This is a genomic window from Amycolatopsis sp. NPDC104863, assembly GCF_055582965.1.
Genome location: NZ_JBVJOW010000004.1, coordinates 548,788 through 567,288 on the forward strand (window position 1 = coordinate 548,788; position 18,501 = coordinate 567,288).

13 protein-coding genes and 3 tRNA genes are annotated in these 18,501 nt (G+C 71.1%); 9 read left to right on the plus strand and 7 right to left on the minus strand.

The features are described 5' to 3' along the window. Positions 1-3: 3 nt before the first annotated feature. Positions 4-186: a hypothetical protein gene (locus ACZ63J_RS24195; RefSeq protein WP_465405278.1), complete on the minus strand. Its 183-nt coding sequence runs from the start codon at positions 184-186 to the stop codon at positions 4-6. Positions 187-541: 355 nt separating this feature from the next. Here ACZ63J_RS24195 and ACZ63J_RS24200 point away from each other — a divergent pair. The 4 genes from ACZ63J_RS24200 to ACZ63J_RS24215 all read left to right on the plus strand — a co-directional run bounded on the left by ACZ63J_RS24200 (position 542) and on the right by ACZ63J_RS24215 (position 1,880). Continuing rightward, positions 542-615, plus strand: a tRNA-Arg gene (locus tag ACZ63J_RS24200). Between the two features lie 32 nt (positions 616-647). Continuing rightward, positions 648-721: transfer RNA gene (locus ACZ63J_RS24205), tRNA-Leu, on the plus strand. 74 nt (positions 722-795) lie between these two features. Next, positions 796-872: transfer RNA gene (locus tag ACZ63J_RS24210), tRNA-His, on the plus strand. A gap of 135 nt (positions 873-1,007) precedes the next feature. Further along, positions 1,008-1,880, plus strand: a complete 873-nt coding sequence (locus ACZ63J_RS24215; protein ID WP_465405280.1) for an alpha/beta fold hydrolase — start codon at positions 1,008-1,010, stop codon at positions 1,878-1,880. Here the strand turns inward: ACZ63J_RS24215 and ACZ63J_RS24220 are convergent. After that, a complete protein-coding gene (locus ACZ63J_RS24220; protein WP_465405281.1) occupies positions 1,867-2,493 on the minus strand; it encodes a TetR/AcrR family transcriptional regulator in 627 nt (208 codons plus the stop codon). The genes ACZ63J_RS24215 and ACZ63J_RS24220 overlap by 14 nt on opposite strands. A 15-nt stretch (positions 2,494-2,508) precedes the next feature. After that, a complete protein-coding gene (locus ACZ63J_RS24225) occupies positions 2,509-3,894 on the minus strand; it encodes an MFS transporter (protein WP_465405283.1) in 1,386 nt (461 codons plus the stop codon). 126 nt (positions 3,895-4,020) lie between these two features. Here ACZ63J_RS24225 and ACZ63J_RS24230 point away from each other — a divergent pair, with 126 nt between their 5' ends. Beyond that, complete coding sequence (locus tag ACZ63J_RS24230) at positions 4,021-4,875, plus strand: ion transporter (protein ID WP_465405285.1); 855 nt, start codon at positions 4,021-4,023, stop codon at positions 4,873-4,875. On the opposite strand, the gene ACZ63J_RS24235 is transcribed toward ACZ63J_RS24230, so the two are convergent. Further along, the gene (locus tag ACZ63J_RS24235) at positions 4,864-5,541 is read right to left on the minus strand and encodes a TioE family transcriptional regulator (protein ID WP_465405287.1); all 678 of its coding nucleotides are present in this window, start codon (positions 5,539-5,541) and stop codon (positions 4,864-4,866) included. The genes ACZ63J_RS24230 and ACZ63J_RS24235 overlap by 12 nt on opposite strands. A gap of 80 nt (positions 5,542-5,621) precedes the next feature. Here ACZ63J_RS24235 and ACZ63J_RS24240 point away from each other — a divergent pair, with 80 nt between their 5' ends. Beyond that, positions 5,622-6,503 (plus strand): erythromycin esterase family protein, encoded by an 882-nt coding sequence (locus tag ACZ63J_RS24240; protein ID WP_465405289.1) that lies wholly within the window; start codon positions 5,622-5,624, stop codon positions 6,501-6,503. 58 nt (positions 6,504-6,561) lie between these two features. On the opposite strand, the gene ACZ63J_RS24245 is transcribed toward ACZ63J_RS24240, so the two are convergent. Further along, positions 6,562-8,883: a chitobiase/beta-hexosaminidase C-terminal domain-containing protein gene (locus tag ACZ63J_RS24245; protein WP_465405291.1), complete on the minus strand. Its 2,322-nt coding sequence runs from the start codon at positions 8,881-8,883 to the stop codon at positions 6,562-6,564. A 267-nt stretch (positions 8,884-9,150) separates the two neighbouring features. Here ACZ63J_RS24245 and ACZ63J_RS24250 point away from each other — a divergent pair, with 267 nt between their 5' ends. Then, the gene (locus ACZ63J_RS24250; protein ID WP_465405292.1) at positions 9,151-10,374 is read left to right on the plus strand and encodes a S53 family peptidase; all 1,224 of its coding nucleotides are present in this window, start codon (positions 9,151-9,153) and stop codon (positions 10,372-10,374) included. Positions 10,375-10,824: 450 nt separating this feature from the next. Next, on the plus strand, positions 10,825-11,472 hold the full coding sequence (locus ACZ63J_RS24255) for a hypothetical protein (protein WP_465405294.1): 648 nt from the start codon (positions 10,825-10,827) through the stop codon (positions 11,470-11,472). Here ACZ63J_RS24255 and ACZ63J_RS24260 read toward each other — a convergent pair. Continuing rightward, positions 11,461-14,274 (minus strand): alpha-L-fucosidase, encoded by a 2,814-nt coding sequence (locus ACZ63J_RS24260; protein ID WP_465405296.1) that lies wholly within the window; start codon positions 14,272-14,274, stop codon positions 11,461-11,463. The two genes, ACZ63J_RS24255 and ACZ63J_RS24260, sit on opposite strands and share 12 nt — an antisense overlap. Before the next feature lie 158 nt (positions 14,275-14,432). Here ACZ63J_RS24260 and sigJ point away from each other — a divergent pair, with 158 nt between their 5' ends. Further along, positions 14,433-15,305 carry an RNA polymerase sigma factor SigJ gene (sigJ, locus tag ACZ63J_RS24265; protein ID WP_465405298.1) on the plus strand — a complete coding sequence of 291 codons (873 nt, stop codon included), beginning with the start codon at positions 14,433-14,435 and terminating at the stop codon, positions 15,303-15,305. Here sigJ and ACZ63J_RS24270 read toward each other — a convergent pair. Continuing rightward, the gene (locus tag ACZ63J_RS24270) at positions 15,302-18,466 is read right to left on the minus strand and encodes an RHS repeat domain-containing protein (protein WP_465405299.1); all 3,165 of its coding nucleotides are present in this window, start codon (positions 18,464-18,466) and stop codon (positions 15,302-15,304) included. The two genes, sigJ and ACZ63J_RS24270, sit on opposite strands and share 4 nt — an antisense overlap. Between the last annotated feature and the right edge of the window lie 35 nt (positions 18,467-18,501).

Genomic DNA, 18,501 nt, shown 5'->3' on the forward strand with positions numbered 1-18,501 from the left:
GGCTCAGCCGGCGGTCGTCCCCACGTGCAGGATGATCTTCAACAGTGCCGCCCGTTCCTCTTCGCTCGCCCGCGAATAGCCCGGCGACGCCACCACCGCCTGGCGCAGGTCGTCCGGGTCGGCGGTGCCCGTGGCGAACCCCGTGACCTTGGAGACGTCGATCGGGCCTCGGCACTGTGTCTTCACGTGCGCTCTCCTGCTTCTGCGTCGGGTCTACCCTCTCGTTATCGCGCCGTGACCTCAGGTGTTACGGGTGTCGCCCGGTCAGGTGAAACCGCGCTGCCGAATTGTTTGCTTAATGCGTTGACGCCTCCGGTCGGGTGCGTGATGATGGATGGACACGAACGAAAACCGAGGAGTGGCCATGACGAACATGTGGCAGCGACAGGCCGTCGCGCTCGCCTCGTGCGCGTCGCATCGGCGACTCCACCTGCAGGAACGCGGCTCCCCGCCCATGACGTGATGCACGTTGTGCCTTCGGGAGCCGCCCACCGGGAAACCGGTCAGGGCGGCTTTCTTTATTTGTCGTTTATTGATTTCCGCCTCCGTGGCTCAGCAGGACAGAGCGGCGGCTTCCGAAGCCGTAGGTCGCAGGTTCGAATCCTGCCGGGGGCGCTGCCGGCGTGCGGAAAGCACGTCGGACCACACCCCCCGTAGCCCAACTGGGAGAGGCAACGCGCTCAGAACGCGTCCAGTCCAGGTTCGAATCCTGGTGGGGGTACTCGGGAGACGCGCCGGAGCGCGGGTGATCCTTGCACGATCGCCTCGGTGGGTTCGACACCCACGTCTTCCACTGTGGCCGAAGCCGAAGGAGACGAGGCCCCGGGCTGTGACCCCGGGAGAAGCCGGTGCGAGTCCGGCCGGCCACCCCACGCGCGCGGTTCGGCAACCGGCGGGGTCTCATACGCCCCGCTCACGTGGATCGACACCACGGCGCGCGACCACGGCCCGAAAAATGTCGGTCCCCCGGTCTAGGCTCGCCCCGAGTCCTGAACCGGGGAGACACCATGGCTACCACGCACACGCTCGAAACGCCCGAAGCAGACATCGTCTACGACGTCCACGGGCCCGCGCCCGCCGAGAGTCCGCAACCTCCGTTGCTCATGGTCGGGCAGCCGATGGAGGCCGTCGGTTTTCACACGCTGGCTTCCCACTTCCCCGAGCGGACCGTGGTCACCTACGACCCGCGCGGGCTCGGGCGCAGCGTCCGGAAGGACGGCCGCGAGGACCACGTGCCCGCCGTGCAGGCCGGTGACCTCCACGCCGTGATCCAGGCGCTGGGCGTCGGTCCGGTCGAGGTGTTCGGCAGCAGCGGCGGCGCGGTCGCCGCGCTCGCGCTGGTCACGGCCTATCCCGAAGACGTCACCACGCTGGTCGCGCACGAGCCGCCGCTGGTCGGCGTGCTGCCCGATGCCGAGGCGGCCGACCGGGCCGGGAAGGCGTTCCGCGGCGCCTACCAGGCCGGTGGTTTCGGCGCGGGCATGGCGGCGTTCATCACGATGACGTCGTGGAAGGGCGAGTTCACCGACGACTACTTCGCGCTGCCGCCGGCGGACCCGGCCCAGTTCGGCATGCCCACCGAGGACGACGGCCGCCGTGACGACCCGCTGATGAGCGATCGGTCGGCGGCCGTTACGGCGTACTCCCTCGACGTCGACGCGCTGAAGTCGGCGTCCACGCGGGTCGTGATCGCGGTGGGTGAGGAGTCGATCGAGGTGATGACCGGCCGCGCGGCCCTCGCGACCGCCGCCGCGCTCGGCCAGGAGGCCACGGTCTTCCCCAGCCACCACGGCGGTTTCCTCGGCGGCGAGTTCGGTTACGCCGGTCAGCCGGAAGCCTTCGCGAAGAAGCTGCGGGAGGTGCTGTCTACTGTGGACTGAGGTGCTCGATCAGCTTCGCGAGCTGGTCGGCGTACTGCCGCACGAACTCGGGTGAGCCGGGGTCGCTCCCGGTGAGCCCTTCGACGACGTGCGGCAGCGTCACCGGCGCCATGGCCGCGGCCATCAGCAGCACCGTGAAGCTCGCGGGGTCTACCCAGTCGGGGAGCCGGCCCGCGGCCTTCATCGCGGCGATCTGCTCGACCGTCCCGGCGAGGCGCTGGGCGCGCGGCGCGTGGTCGGGATCGGTCTCCGGGCCGTCGTACTCCAGGCCCGACCACGCCAGGAGCCGGATGCCGTCGCGGTTGGCCGTCGCCTCCAGCGCGTACCGGCGCAGCTGTTCCGACAGGGGCAGGTCCGGTGCCATCAGCTCGTTCTGGCGCCGGCCCCAGCCCTCGGACATCGCGCGGTACAGGCCTTCCTTGCCGTCGAAGTAGTACGAAATCAGCTGCTGGTTCACCCCGGCCCGTGCGGCGATCGACGCGATGCGCGCGCCCGCGTACCCCTTCGCGGCGAACTCGGCGCCCGCCGCCTCCAGGATGAGGCGGCGGGTGCGTTCCGGATCCCGTTGCCGCTCCTGCGGTTTCGGCGAACGGCGGGGCTTCGGCGCGGTCACGTCCGCGACTATACGTCAACCAACTGCTTGACTCTGCCGAACGGATGGTTGACGGACGGCCGCCGCCAGCGCGAGCACCAGCGCCCCGGCGGCGACGACGAGCGCGCCGGTGGTCGCGGACGCGTAACCGCCGTCCAGCCGGGTGAAGAACACCGTGCCGAACAAGGCGATCCCGGTCGCGGTGCCGAGCTGGACCGTCGTGTTCACGATGCCGGACGCCGCGCCCGCCTCCCTCGGGTCGACGCCCGCCATCGACGCCGCGAACAGCGCGTTCAGCACCGCGCCCATCCCGAGCCCGACGGCGATCACCGGCACCAGCAGCGTCCACGCGCTCAGTGTGGAACCTCGCACCAGCAGCGCTATCGCGACGAGTCCCGCCAGCAGCACGCCGATGGCGCCGGCGGTGAACACGCGGCCGAACCGCGGGGCGAGCCGCAGGCCCAGGACGTTGCCCACGACGATGCCGAGCGTAGACGGGGCGAACGTCAGCGCCGCTTCCCACGGGGAGAACCCGAGGCCGAGCTGCAGGTGCAGCGTCAGGACGAAGAACACGCCGACCCCGGTGTTCACGCAGAGCAGGACCACCTGGCTGCCGGCCAGCCGCTTCAGGAGGTCCGGCGCGACCAGTGGTTCGAGGCCGCGGCGGGCCTGGTTCCGCTGGTGCAGCGCAAAAAGCCCGAACAGCGGGACGGCGGCGGCGAGCAGCACGACCGTCCACATCGGCCAGCCCAGCTCGCGGCCCTGCACCAGCGGGTAGAACACGGCGAAGAGCGCGGCCGTCAGCAGCGCGAGACCGCCGAGGTCGAGGCGGTGGCGGCGGAAACCCGGCCGGTCCGGCATCGTGACCAGCGCGCCGGCCAGCGCCAGCACGCCGATCGGCAGGTTCACCAGGAAGATCGCGCGCCAGCCGGTGCCGAACAGGTCGGCTTCGGTGAGCGCCCCGCCGAGCAGTGGCCCGGCGAGCCCGCCCAGCGGGAACGCGGCCGCGTACCAGGTCATCGCCTTCGGGCGCTCGCGCTCGTCGAACTCCGCGTGCACGAACGACAGGACCTGCGGCACCATCAGCCCGGACCCGACCCCCTGGACGACCCGCGCGGTGATCAGCACGCCGACGTGCCCCGCGAGGCCGGCGGCCAGCGAAGCCGCGGTGAACACGACCATGCCCGCCACGAACAGTTTTTTCGTCCCGTAGCGGTCGCCGAGCCGGCCGCCGGTGATCAGCGTCAGCGCGAACCCGAGCGCGTACCCGGCCGAGATCCACTGCAGCGCGGCGTCCCCGGTGCCGAGCTCCCGCCGGATGGTCGGCAGCGCGACCGCGACGATCTGGTTGTCGATCATGTCGACGAGGACGGCCAGCACCGCGACCGCCAGCGCCCACCACCTGAGTGCGTGCTTCTCCACGATTTCCCCCTGTCTGCTTGGTCGCTCCGATAATCAGTCATTCGGGAGACTGTGTCAACCATCTGTTTGATTAGCGGCACGCGGGAGTGGCACGGCTGATCAGCGCGGTGCGTGCCATCATCGGGCATGGCCACCCTTCGCGACGCCCGTGAGCCGGAGCTCAACAGTGGGATCCTGCCCGGGAACGTGCGCGCCGATGACTGGATCATGCTCATCCTGGCCGCCGGGTCGGTCGGGCTGCTGGGGTTCATGCTGCTGAGCCCGCCGGCGCGCGCCGCCGGGCTCGTGATCTTCTACGTCGACTGCGGGATCTGCGGGATCTTCCTGATCGAGTTCCTCTGGCGGTGGCGGAAACGCCGGTGGGCCAAGAAGTTCCTCGTGCGCAACTGGTACGAGCTGTTCGCGATGATCCCCGTCGCGCACCCCGCGATGGCCGCGCACAAGTTCATCAGCGTCGTGCTGCTGCTCATCCGGATCGGGCGGGCCGCGGACCGGGCCGTCGGGGAGCAGTTCACCTACCGGCTCGTCGACAAATTGTCCGAGCCGATCGTGAAGGCCATCAAGAAGCCGGTGACCATCGCGGTGCTCGACGAGGTCGTCAAGGTCCTGGAAACGGGCAACTACCCCGAAAACCTCGCGAAGTCGCTCGGGGCCAACAAGGACGAGCTGCGCACGATCATCGCCGAGAAGATCGCCGCCGACCCGCAGCTCGGGAAGCTCAAGCGGCTCCCGTTCCACGACGAGATCGTGCGCACCGTCGTCGACACCTCGTTCCGCGTGCTCCTCGAAGTGCTGCTCGACCCGCGGATCGACGACTTCTTCTCCACCGTCGTCCGCGACAACCGCGAGCAGATCCGGCTGGCCGTCCAGCTCGGCCTCAACGAGATCGAGGACGACGACAAGGAGAAGTCCCTCCCGGTGCGCACCCAGCACTCGGCCGCGCTGGAGTACGACCGGCTGCACCCGAAGTCACGTTCGTAGGTACGCCCCGAGCAGGCCGCCCGCGGTGAGCATCGCCAGGCCGCGGTCGTTCAGCTTTCCCTGCCAGGTGACCAAAGCCCCGGCCAGCGACTCGGTGCCGCCGGCCGTGCGGACCTGGGCGACCACCGTCGCGATGTGCTCCAGCGGGTAACCGCCGCGGCGCAGGAGGTGCGCCAGCTCCGCGTCCCGGACGTCGGCCGCGCGGAAGACGCGGTAGCCGGTCGCCGGGTTCCGGTCGGGTACGAGGATGCCGGCACGCTCCCACGCCCGCACGGTCGCCGCCGTGACACCGAGGCGGTGGGCCAGCTCGCCGATGCTCCGGACGGCTCCCGACGGTTCCGGCGCTTCCGTCAGGTGGCCGATCGCCTTCCGCACCGCGTCCAGGGTTTCGCGGTCGCGGAGCAGCTGGGCGTGGCCGCGGTCGACCAGGGTGAGCGCGCGGTCGAGGTCGTCACTGTGGACGGCGTTCATGACCCCGCCCGCCGTCGCGTGGCCGTACGCTGCGACGAGCGCGAGAAAAGCGCGCAGCGCCGCGGCGTGCACCTCGGTGTAAACCCGGTAGCCGCTCGCGGTGCGCGAAGCGGGCGGGAGGAAGCCGTCCTGCTCGTAGTTGCGGACGGCCTGCGTCGAGATCCCGTGCTCGCGGGCGAGGTCGGCTGGTCGCATGAGTTGAGACTTTAGCCGACGCCCTGCAGCTGAAGGCGAGACAAGTTTCAATAGAACCTTCAGCGATACGATCAAATCTCATGGACAACGCAGACTTCCTGGCCCACGGCGAGCCGACCCACGACGATCCGGCCATCGGGCAGCTCCGCAACACCCGGTTCGAGGAGCTGGCCGCCCAGGGCGTCCGGTCGATCGCGCTGGAGTCCGACCGCGTGGCCGGGCTGATCGTCGACGACTTCGTCCGGGACGGCGTGGGCACGCTCGACCAGGTGATGCGCGAAGGCTTCTCACACGGCTTCGGCGCGTTCGGCTTCAACCGCGACCTGGTCACCTGGATGCGCGAGTACAACGACGGCCGGCGCGCGCCCGAACGCCTGGCCTTCCACGGCTTCGACGCCTCGACCGAGATGATGAGCGCCCCCAGCCCGCGCACCTACCTCGAGCACGCCCGCGACTACCTGGGCCTCGACCTCGACATCGCCGGGCTCGCCGGGGACGACGAACGGTGGAGCCGCGAAGACGCCGCGCTGAACCCGGCGGTGTCCGTCGGGGACACGGTGGAGGCCCACCGGCTGCGCGTGCTGGCCGACGACCTGGTCACCGAGCTGCACCTGCGGGCGCCGGAGCTGATCGCGGCGACGTCGCGCGCGGCGTGGTTCCGGGCCAAGACCCACGTCACCGCCGGGCTCGGCCTGCTGCGCTACCACCGGGAGGCGGCGCAGCCGGGGGACCAGCGCACGCGGTTGTGCCGCCAGTGCGGCGTCCGCGACGTGATCATGGCCCAGAACCTCCTCGACATCCGGGACGTCGAAGGCGGCCGGGGCGCGACCATGGTGTCCGCGCACAACAGCCACCTGCAGCGGGAAATCAGCCTCTGGCGTTCGCCGATGGTCGACTTCGAGTGGTGGAGCGCCGGGGCGATCGTCGCGTCGCTGGTGGGCGAGCGGTACACCTTCGCGTGACGCACGGCGGCCCCCGCACCGGGGTCGGGTCCGGTGCGGGGGCCGCCGATCACCCGGGTTACGGGTAGTTCACCACGTTCACCGGCACCGTGCCGGTGGGCGTGACGCCGCCCGCGTCGTTGATGACGTGGGTGATCGTGCCGCGGTAGTTGAGCGAAACCGTCAGCAGGTTGTGGAACCGGACGCCGCTGGTGTTCGGCACCTCGAACGCGTGATAGCTGGACACCGCCGGGTTCGTGTCGAAGAAGCAGTAGCTCCCGAGACCCCAGGCCTCATGGGACGTCACGTTCGCCCCGACCTTGTAGGCCGCGTACCCCGCGACTCCCGACGGCGCGTTCCACGACGCCTGGTTCGGCACGTCGTAGGGCATCTCGTTCTGGAAGAAGATCGTCTTCCCGCCCTGGCCGTTCCAGATCACCTGGTACTTCTGGTAGTGCTCGACGAACAGGCCGGTCGCCAGCACGTTCGCGCCGTTGACCACGAGCCCGGTGTCGGCCGTGTTCGTGTTCCAGCCGACCGTGCCGCCGTTGCCGTGGTCGGCGCGCCACGCCCAGATGTGGTCGATGACCGTGTTGGCGCTGTTGACGATCAGGCTGTTCGTCGCCTTGCCGGCGATGGCGCCGCCGATCCGGAAGAACACGTCCTGGACCGTGGTCGGGTTCGCCGCGTGGTTCGCCGACGAGCCCGACTGGCCGACCGTCAGCAGCGCCTGCGAGTTCTGCGTGCCGGCGTCGAACAGCAGGCCCTTGAGCCGCACGCCGTCCACATCGGACACCTGCATGGCGTTGACGCCGTTGTCGGGCACCAGCGTCGGGTAGCCGATGCCGAGGATCGTCGTGTTCGCGCGGGTCACGTTGAGCGTCTGGTTGAGGTGGTAGATGCCCGGCGTGAAGAACAGGTTGCAGCCCGCGGCGAGCGCGTTGTTGATCGACGCGGCCGTGTCACCGGACTTGACGACGTAGAACTGGCTCATCGGCGCCGACGTGCCGGGGGTGCTGCCGTTCGCCCAGCTCGGGCCGGACGCGTTGGTGCGCAGGGAAGGCAGGAACACGCGGTACTTGCCGGTGCCGTCGACGTAGAGGTAGGGGACGTCGCGCGAGACCGGGGTCGTGGCGAGGGTCGTCTCGGGCGGGTTCGGGAAGGTGTTCGCCGGCGCGCCGCTGGTGCCGGAGAAGACCATGTTCCAGACGCCGCCGTTCCAGCTGCCCAGCTGCGAGTCGCGGGTGTACCACTGCTGCTGCGACACCGACGCGGCCTGGCCGGCCACCTTCGTGTCGGCGATGTAGCCGCCGCTGGCGAAGCCGTAGCTCGCCGGGTACAGCTGCAGCCCGCCGCGGACGTCCATCCGGCGGAACGGCGCGGCCTGCGCGACCGCCCAGCGCTCGTTGCCACCGGACGGGTTGACCGCCATGTTCTCGGCCGAGCGCCAGAAGTTCTGCAGCGCGACGCCGTTGTCGGAGGCGTTGAAGGCGTCGACGGTGACGTCACCGTTGATCAGGACGTCGCCCGGGTTCTGGCCGAGGCCGGCGACCGAGGTGTAGAAGCCGACGTTGTCGTGCACGTTGTTGTACGTGCCCGGCTTGAACAGGTGGGCGACACGCCGGTCCGCCATCTGCGCGGTGAGCGTGTCCTTCTGGTTGTTGAAGTCGGTGTCGAGCTGCGCCTGGATCGTCGCCGCGGACATGCCCGGGTCGAAGATCCGCACGTTCGGCCCGAAGTTCGGGGTGTCGGACTGCGTCGGGCAGCCGGCCTGGGTGCCGATCGTGTAGGTCGCGCTGGACACCGCGGACGTCGTCGAACCGGACTTGAGCGCGATCGCGTTGACCGTGCGCGAGGTCGGGACGCTGATCGGCGCGGTGTACTGCGGCGACGACGCGGTCGGCGTCGAACCGTCCACTGTGTACCGGATGGTGGCGCCCGAGGTGGCGCTGCTCAGGGTCACCGTCTGGGTGCTCGAGTAGGTGCCGCCGGGCGGGCTGAACGTCGGCGCGGCGACCGTCGTCGAGCTGCCGCCGACCGTGTAGGTGAAGTGCGGGGTGTCGTACTGCGGGCCGCTCTTCTCGTAGGTGAACCAGTAGTCCAGCGTGTTCCCGGTGCTCAGGCCGTTGACGGTGGTCCGCCAGGTGCCGGAGGAGTTGGTCATGCGGACGTTCTGCTGCCCGACACCCGGCACGCCGGTGTAGTGGACGTCCACGTACAACGCGGCCGTCGTCGGGGTGAAGTTGAGCTGCAGCTGGGTCGAGCTCAGCTGGGTGACGCTCTGGGTGTAGTCGTCCGCGGCGAGCGCGGCGGGGGCGTTGAGCCCGGCGCCGAGCAGGAGGGCCACCGCCGCGAAGGCGACGGCGCCGCGTCGTCGAAACTTGCCAAAGGTCCGGTTCACGCCGTGACACCTCCGCCGTTGGGGATCCACGAGCATTTGTTGCGAGTCACAACAAAGTAGCTCCCGGTGAACGGAGCTTCCATCACTTTTTGATAACACTTGTCTGGACCAATTACCCGGCCGGGTGAGTCGTTCTGTGATCGATGGTCCGCTTTGCCGCGTGGTGGGCGAATCACTGAACCGAGAAACATCCATCGGACGGGTGACCACGAACGTGTGACATGCGACGATCCCGTGCCACACCTGGTCCCCTACCGAGGAGTAGGCATGGCGCCCTCGCGGCTGTTCCGGTCCCTCGTCGCCCTTTCCCTCGCCGCGGCCCCGCTGTCGGTGGCCGTCGCCGCACCCGCCTCGGCCGCCACCGCGCAGAGCGCCGGCGTCGTCAGCTTCGGCTGCGCCACCTCCGGCAAGCTGCACTGCCTCGGCAAGGCGATCCGCTCGCCGAAGGGCTCCGGCCCGCTCGTCACCTCGACCCCGGTCGGCTACGGGCCGGCCGAGATCCAGGCCGCGTACCACCTCGGCGGGTTGCACTCCGGCGGCCGCACGGTCGCGATCGTCGACGCGATGGACGCGCCGACGGCCGAGGCCGACCTCGCGAAGTTCCGGGCCGCGCGCGGGCTTTCGCCGTGCACGACGGCCAACGGCTGCTTCAAGAAGGTCAACCAGAACGGCGCGGCGAGCCCGCTGCCCGCGGGTGACTACGGCTGGGCGGAGGAGATCAGCCTCGACCTCGACGCGGTTTCGGCGACCTGCCCGGACTGTCACATCCTGTTGGTGGAAGCCAACTCCCCGGACACGGACCCGCTGATGACGGCGGTCGACACGGCTGCGGCGACCCCGGGCGTGGTGGCGATCTCGAACAGCTACGGCGGCACCGAGGACTCGACGATCCTCGCCGCCGACGCGCACCTGAACCACCCGGGCATCGCGGTGACGGCCTCCTCGGGCGACTCCGGGTACGGCGTCAGCTGGCCGGCATCGTCACCGTACGTGACAGCGGTCGGCGGCACGACGCTGAAGAAGTCCGGAAGCGCCTGGACCGAGACGACGTGGAAGGGCAGCGGCAGCGGTTGTTCGGCGCTGGAGGCGAAGCCGTCGTGGCAGCACGACACCGGGTGTGCAAAGAGGACGGTCGCGGACGTCTCGGCGGTGGCGGATCCGGCAACGGGTCTTGGGGTTTACGACACGTACAACAGCTGCGGGAGCACGGCGTTGTGCGATTTGCTGCTGTCGCTGGGCCTGGCCCAGGGCGCGGACGGCTGGGTGCAGGTCGGCGGCACGAGCCTGTCGTCGCCGGTGGTCGCGAGTGTGTACGCGCTGGCCGGTAACTCGGTGACGGCGGGGTCGTATCCGTATGCGCACCCGGACGGGTTGCGCGATGTGACGTCGGGGTCGAACGGCAGCTGCGGTGGGACGTACCTGTGCACGGCCGGGCCTGGATATGACGGGCCGACCGGGCTGGGCACGCCGAACGGGACCACGGGGTTCTGAGCTCGCGGCTCGGCCCGGGCCCGGGCTCGGCCCGGCTCGGCTCGGCGCGGCCCGGCCCGGCCCGGCCCGGCCCGGCCTGGCCTGGCGCGGCTCGGCTCAGCCTGGCCCGGCTCAGCCTGGCCCGGCTCGGCCTGGCCCGGCCCGAGCCGAGCCGAGCCGAGCCGCGCGTGGTTGCCGCGGGTGAGGCGACCGACGGCCGGACGGTTCGTGCCGGGCAGCCGCGGTTGAGCAGCGCCTCGCCCGCCTCGCCCACGGCGGCCGGTGGCTGGAGCTCCGAGCGGCTCGACCGGCGGGACATCGAGGGCCAGTGCGGCCCGCCTCGGTCGGCGCCTGCGCGACCTCGGCCACGCCCTACCCATCGCGGCCCGGCGGCACCTCGTCCGGTACACGGACGGGTGACGTTCGCGTGCGGCATTTTCGCGTGTCGCGGTGCGGGGTAAGGATGTCTGCATGCTGGACACCGATGTGCGGTCGCGGGGGCTCGCCGTGGTCACGCCCGCCGGCGCTGTGCGGTTCGCCGTGCGGGTCGACGGCTGGGATGTGCCCGCGCGGCCGGAGTTCACCGAGAAGCTCGGGGCCGCCGGGCGGCTGCTCCGGTGGCGGCACCGGTCCGTGCGGCTCGACGTGCTGGCCGGGCCTACCGTGCCGCGGCTGCCGGAAGGCTGTCCGCTCGTCACCCGTGAAACCACCTTCTTCCGGGTGCTGGCCCGGGAACCGCTCAGCGAGTTCGTCGTCCAGGCCGAACTGCCCGGGGAACCAGGGGACACCGACGAGGGTGAAAGCGCGTTCACGGTCGAGACCGCCGACGCCGTGGTGAGCGTCGGCGGTCCCGATCTGGACGAACTTCGCGACTGCTCCCGAGCCGGGCAGCACGTGCCGCCGTACTGGGCCGGGCTGCTCGAGGACACCGCCGTTGAGCGGAGCGGGACCACGCTCACCTGGCAGCTGCCCGCCGTCGAGCGGGGTGACTACGCCGAGCTGTGGGTCTCCGTCGCCTGGAGCGAACAGAGCGAACAGAGTGAACTGAGCGAGCACCCGGGCACGCGGCTCGCGGTCGACATCGACCCGGCCCGGGTGCTGCGCGAGCTAACCCAGTGAAATCCGGTCCAGGTCCGGAGCGCCGGCGCGGTCGTTGCCGATCCGGATCGAGTTGGCGCCCGCCTTCAGCGTCACCGGGACCGAAGTGGTGTACGGCGTGGTGTTGCCCGCGCCGCTGACCTTCACCTCCACCGGCGCGCCGCCGTTCACCGACACGAAGTACGACCGGTCGCCGTTGACGGTGAAGTCGAGGTAGAGCGAGTACGTCCCCGCCGCACCGACCGTGACGTCCGGGAACGTCACCGCCGCGCCCGCGCTGCCGCCGATGTTGCGCACCTTCTGCCCGCCCGAACACGGCGAACAGCTCGTGACGCCGGCGTCGCCGATGTCGTTCGCCGAGTCTTCCGCCTCACGCATGAACACCCGGTCCGCCGGCCGCGGTTTCACCTGCACCGGCTTGCTGACCGACTTCGCCCGCCCGAGCGTCGTGAACGACGCCGTCACCGGGATGCTCGCCTCCTGCGCGGCCGGTGCGGTCACCGTCCACTGTCCACTCAGGACCTGGCCGAGCCCGACGTGCGCCGCGGTCACCGGGGCGCCCTGCAGCGTCCAGCCCGCCGGGACGACCGGCGCGAGAGTCACCTGGTCGAGCGAGTCGTCGACGTCCAGCCGCAGGGACGCGGTGATCTTCAGCGACTGCTGACCCGGCGAAACCCATTGCACACCAGCGGGTTGCACGGTCAACGTCGTCCGGGGCGTGTACGACTCGGGTGGCAGCGGCGCCACCGCGATCCGGTCGAGACCGACCTCTCCGGAGACCTTGATCGTGTTGGCCCCGGCCTTCAGCGGTGCCGCGACCGCCCCTGGCGCGTGGACGGTGATCGGCGCGGCGCCGTTCACGCTCACCTTCAGCGTGCCCGGACCCGTGGTGTCGAGCTGCAGCCGGGACGGACCCGAAGCCTGGACGTTCCGGAAGGTGACGGCGCCGTGGTCGAGCCCGGTCACCTGGCCGCCGCCCGAGCAGGCGCCGCACCACGCCGGGAACGCCCAGCCGTCGAAGCGGTTCTGCCACGACTCCGCCTCCAGCGGGAGCGTGCCGACCGGGCCGGGGTAACCGTAGGCGACGTCGATCTCGTCGATCGCGAGCTGGCGGTAGAACGGCTTGGCCTGCGGGCCCGACCACGTGTTCAGCACCTCGAGCTTGAGGTACCTCGCGTGCACCTCGCCGACGTCGACGAACTGCACCCCGCGGTTGCTGGGCAGCGCGCCGGTGCGCACCGGCCGGCCCCAGTTCCGCCCGTCGTCGCTGGCATAGACGCGGTAGTCCTTGATCCGCGCGGAGTCCTCGGCCCGGCCGAACGACTCGCGCGCGGCGGTCGGCGACGACTCGCGCTCGTGCACCGCGAGGTAGGCCGTCGACCGCTTCCGGCCGAGGTCCAGCGTCACGGACACCGGCTGCTGCCCGCCGGCGTCCCAGTAGTTCAGGTAGCTGCCGTCGGTGAGGTTCGCCGCCGGGTGCCCGGGCGCCGACGCCGAGGCGGTCGCCTTGATCGTGTTCTTGTCGTAGAAGTACTGCCGGCCCGCGGTGTCCACTTTGAACACCGTGTCGTAGGTGTCCCAGTCCTTGATGTCCAAAATGGACAGGTAACCGCCGGACTGGGCGAACCGCATCGGCTTCCCGGTGCGCAGGTCGGACACACCGGTGACGCGGTAGCCGTTGTCACGCAGGCGAACCAGGTCGGTCGAGGGTCGCGTGACGACGTGGACGTACTGCGTTCTTGCGTTCGGCCCGACGGTGATCACGCCGTGCGCGCCGTCGTTCCAGAAGCCGGGCTGCAGGCCGCCGTACATGTACCCGCCGCCCTCGGTGCCCTGCAGCGACTTCTCGATCGGCTGTCGCCAGGCGGCCATGAAGTTGTTGAACGCCTCCTGCTGCGGCGGGAACTTCCCGTTCAGCATGGCGGTTTCGGCCATCAGCGACTTGATCGACGAGCCCGCGTTCGTGATGAACCGGCCGGTCGAGAGCCGGACGTCGACCGCCTGGTCGCCGCCGCTGTACCACCAGTCGCCGTTGGTCGGGAGCTTGTAGTCGGCTTCGGTGAGCCTCGGCATCGGCGTGTAGACCGCCTGCGGGTAGTCGTAGGACGGGGTCATGCCGGTCTTCTGCTCGTTGCTGACCGTGTCCATGATCGGCGTGTCCTCGTTGTTGTTGCTCAGCAACCAGGACGGGCGCTTCTCGCGGATGTGCTCGTAGAGGCCGTGCTGCTCCCAGTACTCGTTGTCGTTGTCGATCCAGAACCCGGCGAGGTCGGAGTAGCGGTCCATCACCTCGTCGAACAGGTCGTAGCTGAACTCGCCGAAGCCGGGCCTCGTGGTCAGGTCGACCGGGTGTCCTTTGTAGGCAGAGTAGGCAGCCGAGTCGAGCGACTCGTGGCCGGTTTCGTTGTGCCACTGGGGATCGTCGGTCATGTACAGCATGACTCGCACGCCCTTGGCCTTGCCCGCGGCGATCAGCTCGCCGAGGAAGTCGCGCTGCGTCGAGCAGCTGCCGGGGATCTTCGACGGCCACGGCCGCGCGTATCCCAGCCGGCTGTGGAAGGTCGTGAGGACGACGTAGGACGCGCCGAGCTTCGTCGCTTCGTCGATCCAGTAGTCCGGCGTCCAGCCGCCGGCGGTGACGTCGTGCTCCCAGGCGGCGCAGTCGGTGTGCCGCGGCGCGGTGAACATGCCCCAGTGCAGGAACAGCCCGGCCGTCGAAGCCCGCAGCCAGTCCTGGCGCGGGTTGACCAGCTCGGCGTTGGCGGGGGTGACCAGGCTCGCCAGCAGCAGGATGACCGCGGCGAGACAGGCTCGGACTCTCATGGCCACTCCTTCGTCGGAGAGGTCCGATGATTATGCGGTCATATATCGTACGTCAAGGGGGAATGCCGCTGAGCGGTACCCAGTCGTCCGATCTGTCACATCTGCGTTGAGCGATCCGTCAAGGTGATGACCGAACACGAACGAAGGACGGAAACCCCGTGGACGACCTGGCGCACCGCTTCGAGACCCATCGTGACCACCTGCGGTCCGTCGCCTACCGGATGCTGGGGTCGCTGACCGAGGCGGAGGACGCCGTGCAGGAGGCGTGGCTGCGGCTGAGCCGGAGCGACTCCGCCGCCGTCGAGAACCTCGGCGGCTGGCTCACCACGGTCGTCGGCCGCGTCTGCCTCGACATGCTGCGCTCGCGCAAGGCGCGGCGCGAAGAGCCGCTGGACGGGTTCGTCCCCGACCCGGTCATCAGCCGGGACGACGCCGGCCCCGAGCACGAAGCGCTGATCGCAGACTCGGTCGGGCTCGCGCTGCTGGTCGTGCTGGAGACGCTGACCCCGGCCGAGCGGCTGGCGTTCGTGCTGCGGGACATGTTCGCGATGCCGTTCGAGGAGATCGCGCCGATCGTCGGCCGCTCCGAAGCCGCGACCCGCCAGTTGGCGAGCCGCGCCCGGCGGCGTGTCCAGGGCGCGCCGGTCGCGCCGGACCCCGACCTCGCGCGGCAACGCGAAGTCGTCGACGCCTTCCTGGCCGCAGCGCGCGGCGGTGACTTCGACGCGCTGGTGACGGTCCTCGACCCGGAGGTCGTGCTGCGCGCCGACCGCGGCGCGACGGGCGGCTCGGTCGAGGTCCGCGGCGCGGCGCAGGTCGCGAACCAGGCCCTGACGTTCTCCCGGCTCGGCGCGGGCGGCGGAGTGGTCCACCGAGCCCTGGTCAACGGCGCGGCGGGCGTGGTGGCGACCCGCGACGGCCGCCCGTTCTCGTTGCTGGGCTTCACGGTGGCCGGCGGCCGGATCGTGGAGATCGACATCCTCGCCGACCCCGACCGCCTCAGCCGGCTGGACCTGGCGGTGCTCGACTAAGCCCGCACGACCGCGCCGCGCTCGTCGGTTACCAGGGCGACCCGGTCCTGGTCGTCGAAGTGCTGGTAGCGGCGGCGGCCGTCGGCGTACTGGCGGACCGTGCCCGCCACCGTGACCACCAGCTCGCTGTCCTCGATCGCGTAGAGCTCGTCCGGGCTCAGGACTTCGTGGATGCGCGTGCCGTTGGTGACCAGGGTGCGGACGCGGCGGCCGGTGTGGTCGTAGCCGTACAGCGCGTTGACCCCGTCGTCGCCGTGGACGCCGCGCAGGCGGCCGAACGCGTCGCGGATTTCGCTGCCCGACGGCGTTTCCGGGACTTCGGCCACGCCCGGCGCGATGTCGTGCAGCAGCCCGTCCGGGCCGGCGACCACGTGCCGGCCCGCCGCGAACAGCTCGCTGATGCCGTTCGCGTAGTGCACCGCCGTGCGCCGGCCGCGCAGGTCGTAGTGCACCGAGTCGATGAACCCCGGCACGCTGACCAGCCGGCCGACCTCGTCGTACTGGTGACGCACGGTCAGCCGCCCGTCGCCGGCGTCGGGGTACACCACCTCCGACAGCCTTCCGTCGGCCCGGCGCACGACGTCCAGCCGATACTCGACGGCGACGTGCGCGGGCCGCCAGCGCCGCTCGGCGGGGTGGCCGAGCGCGTCGTACCCGAACAGCGTCACCCCCGATTCGTCGGTGACGCGCACCAGCCGCCCGCAGCTGTGCGGCCCCGCGCCGAGCGGCACCGGGAGCGCGCCGTCGTGGTAGGTGAACGTCGTGACCGGGGCGCCGCCCGGGTCGTCGACCCGCACCGCCACCAGCCGCCCGCCCGCGTCGTGAACCCGGTACACCGTGCGCCCGCCCGTGGACCGCGACTCCACCGCGTTCCCGGCCGCGTCCCGGACGTGCACCACCCCGTCCGCGCCGCGCAGCTTCCGCCCGAGCAGGTCGCGCGTGCCGTGCGGAGCAGCTTCCCGGACGTCCGGCGCGGTGAGCGGCCGGCCGAGCGCGTCGTGGCGGAACTCCGTCGCGGGTGGCCGCGGCTCGCCGTCGCGGAACGCCCGGCTCGTCCGGCACACCAGGCCGCGCGCGTTGTACTCGTGGTGCTCGTCGACGACGTCGCCGAGCAGCTCGGCGTGCCGGCGCTGCAGCAGCCGGCCCGCGCCGTCCCGCAGCTCCGACGTCACCAGCACCTCCGCCTCGCCGGACACCGCCCGCTGCTCGGTCGTCACCCGCACCGGCCCGCTGAGGTCGTAGCGGTACCGGACGGTCGGCAGCTCCGCCGAGTCGCCCGGCCGTACGACGGTTTCGGGCCGCCCCAAGGGATCGTGGGTCACCGTTGTCACCGCGCCCGCCGGGTCGGTCACCTCGCACACCCGCGCCGTGCGGACGTCGTAGCGGGTGGCCGTCACGTTCCCGAGCGAATCCGTGACGACCTCGGGGAAGCAGCGGTCTTCCGAATACCGCACCTCGCGGGACTGCCCGTCCGGCCCGGTCGTCGTTGTGCGCAGGCCGGTGACGGTGTCGAACCGCCCGTGGAACGTCGTGACCCACCAGCCGTCCTCGCCGGGACGGCGGTGGTAACCGTGGTGGCGGAAGTCCGGCGGGACCAGCCCGTAGACCTCGGCGACCAGCGCGTCGGTGAGCACCAGCTCCTCCTGCGCGGTGAGCACGCCGCGGGTGCCGGCCGTGCCGTCCGGTCGCTCGTCGTACCGGAACAGCTTGTCGGACAAGACTTTCCCGGCGCCGTCCAGCTCGCGAACCCGGGCGGGAAGCGCGATGAAGCGGTGCTCGGGATCGGTCGTGTACGTCGTGCGCGTCTCCCGCACCACCGGCTCACGGCCGGGCCGCTCGGTCGTTTCCACCTCCCGGACGGGGTTCCCGGTGGTGTCGAGGGCGGTCTCGGTCGTGGTGACCGAAACCGGCGCTTCCCGGCGCTCGAACTCCGTCGTCACCGTTCGAGTCCACTGAGGACGGTGTGCGCGTTCGACCCGACGGTACGGGCGGTCCGCCTCCGGCGAGCCGTCGAGGCCGTACGTCTCCTCCTTCTCGAGGAAGCCGTCGGCGCCGAACCAGCGGAGGGTCCGCAGCGTCGGGACGTGCCCGTCCCCGAGCTCGTCCTGGACCACCCGGCCGAACCCGGTGAAACCCGGGGTGAAGCGGGCTTCGTCGTACTCGAACTCGGTCACGCCGGCCTGGCCGGTGGCCGACTCCAGCAGCGAGACGCGCCGGACCACCGGAACCGCCTCGACGGTCGTGTACTCGATCTCGGTGCGCAGCCCGATGCCGTTGTCGATCCCGCTCAGCCGCCCGGCGCGCGGGGTGTCACCCGGTTCGAGCGAGACGTACGGCATCGACTCCTCGGCGTCGAGCAGCAGGACACCCTGGTCGGCGCCGCCCCCGGCCCGGGCCCGCGTGGCGAGCTGAACCCGCCGCGCCGGCTGCGGTTCCGCCCGGGTGTAGGCCAGCCGCAGCACGGGCGCGGCCGCTTCGGCGCCACGCGCGTCGAACCCGGTCAGCGCCACGGACGTCAGCATGGACGCGCCGGTCACCTCGTCGGTGTCGTACCCGAGGGACCACCGCTTGACGAGCGGCCGCGCGTCCCCCGGCACCCGCAGGTCGATCCGGGCGCAGCGCAACGCCGTCGTGACGAGGGCGCCGCCACGGCCCCAGCGCAGCACGTCCGGCCGCGGCTCGTAGGAGAAGTCCACTTCGTACGGTCCGTAGGCCACGCGGGCGAGGTACGCCTGGCCGCTGTGGTGCGCCCAGGTGAACGCCGCCGTGTTGCCCAGCGCGTCCTCGGTCCGCTGGAGGTTCCAGGCCGACCCGCCGCCCTCTTCGGGGGCGAGGAAGTGCCGGACGCCCGACCGGGTGGTGAGCAGGTAGCCGTCACCCCGGCGGAACAGCCGGCCCGCGGCACTGGCCCGCGCGCGGCCGTCGTGCGGCCGGACGTGCGGCAGCGGCACCGAGAAGCCGGCGCCGAAGAGCCCGTTCGGCGCGCCGGTGGCGTACCGCAGCACGAGCGCCGGCGCGATGCCGCCGGGCCCGGGCGGCAGGTCGAGCGGCACCGTGAACCCGCCACCGCCGGTGGCCGGCTCCGGCGTGAAGGCGCCGCCCGGCCCCCGGACCGGCGCGGGCCGGCCTGCTTCCTGCGCGCCCGACCCGAGCGGAACCATGTGATCTCCCTGGTGGCTGCGTGACTTCCGGAGGG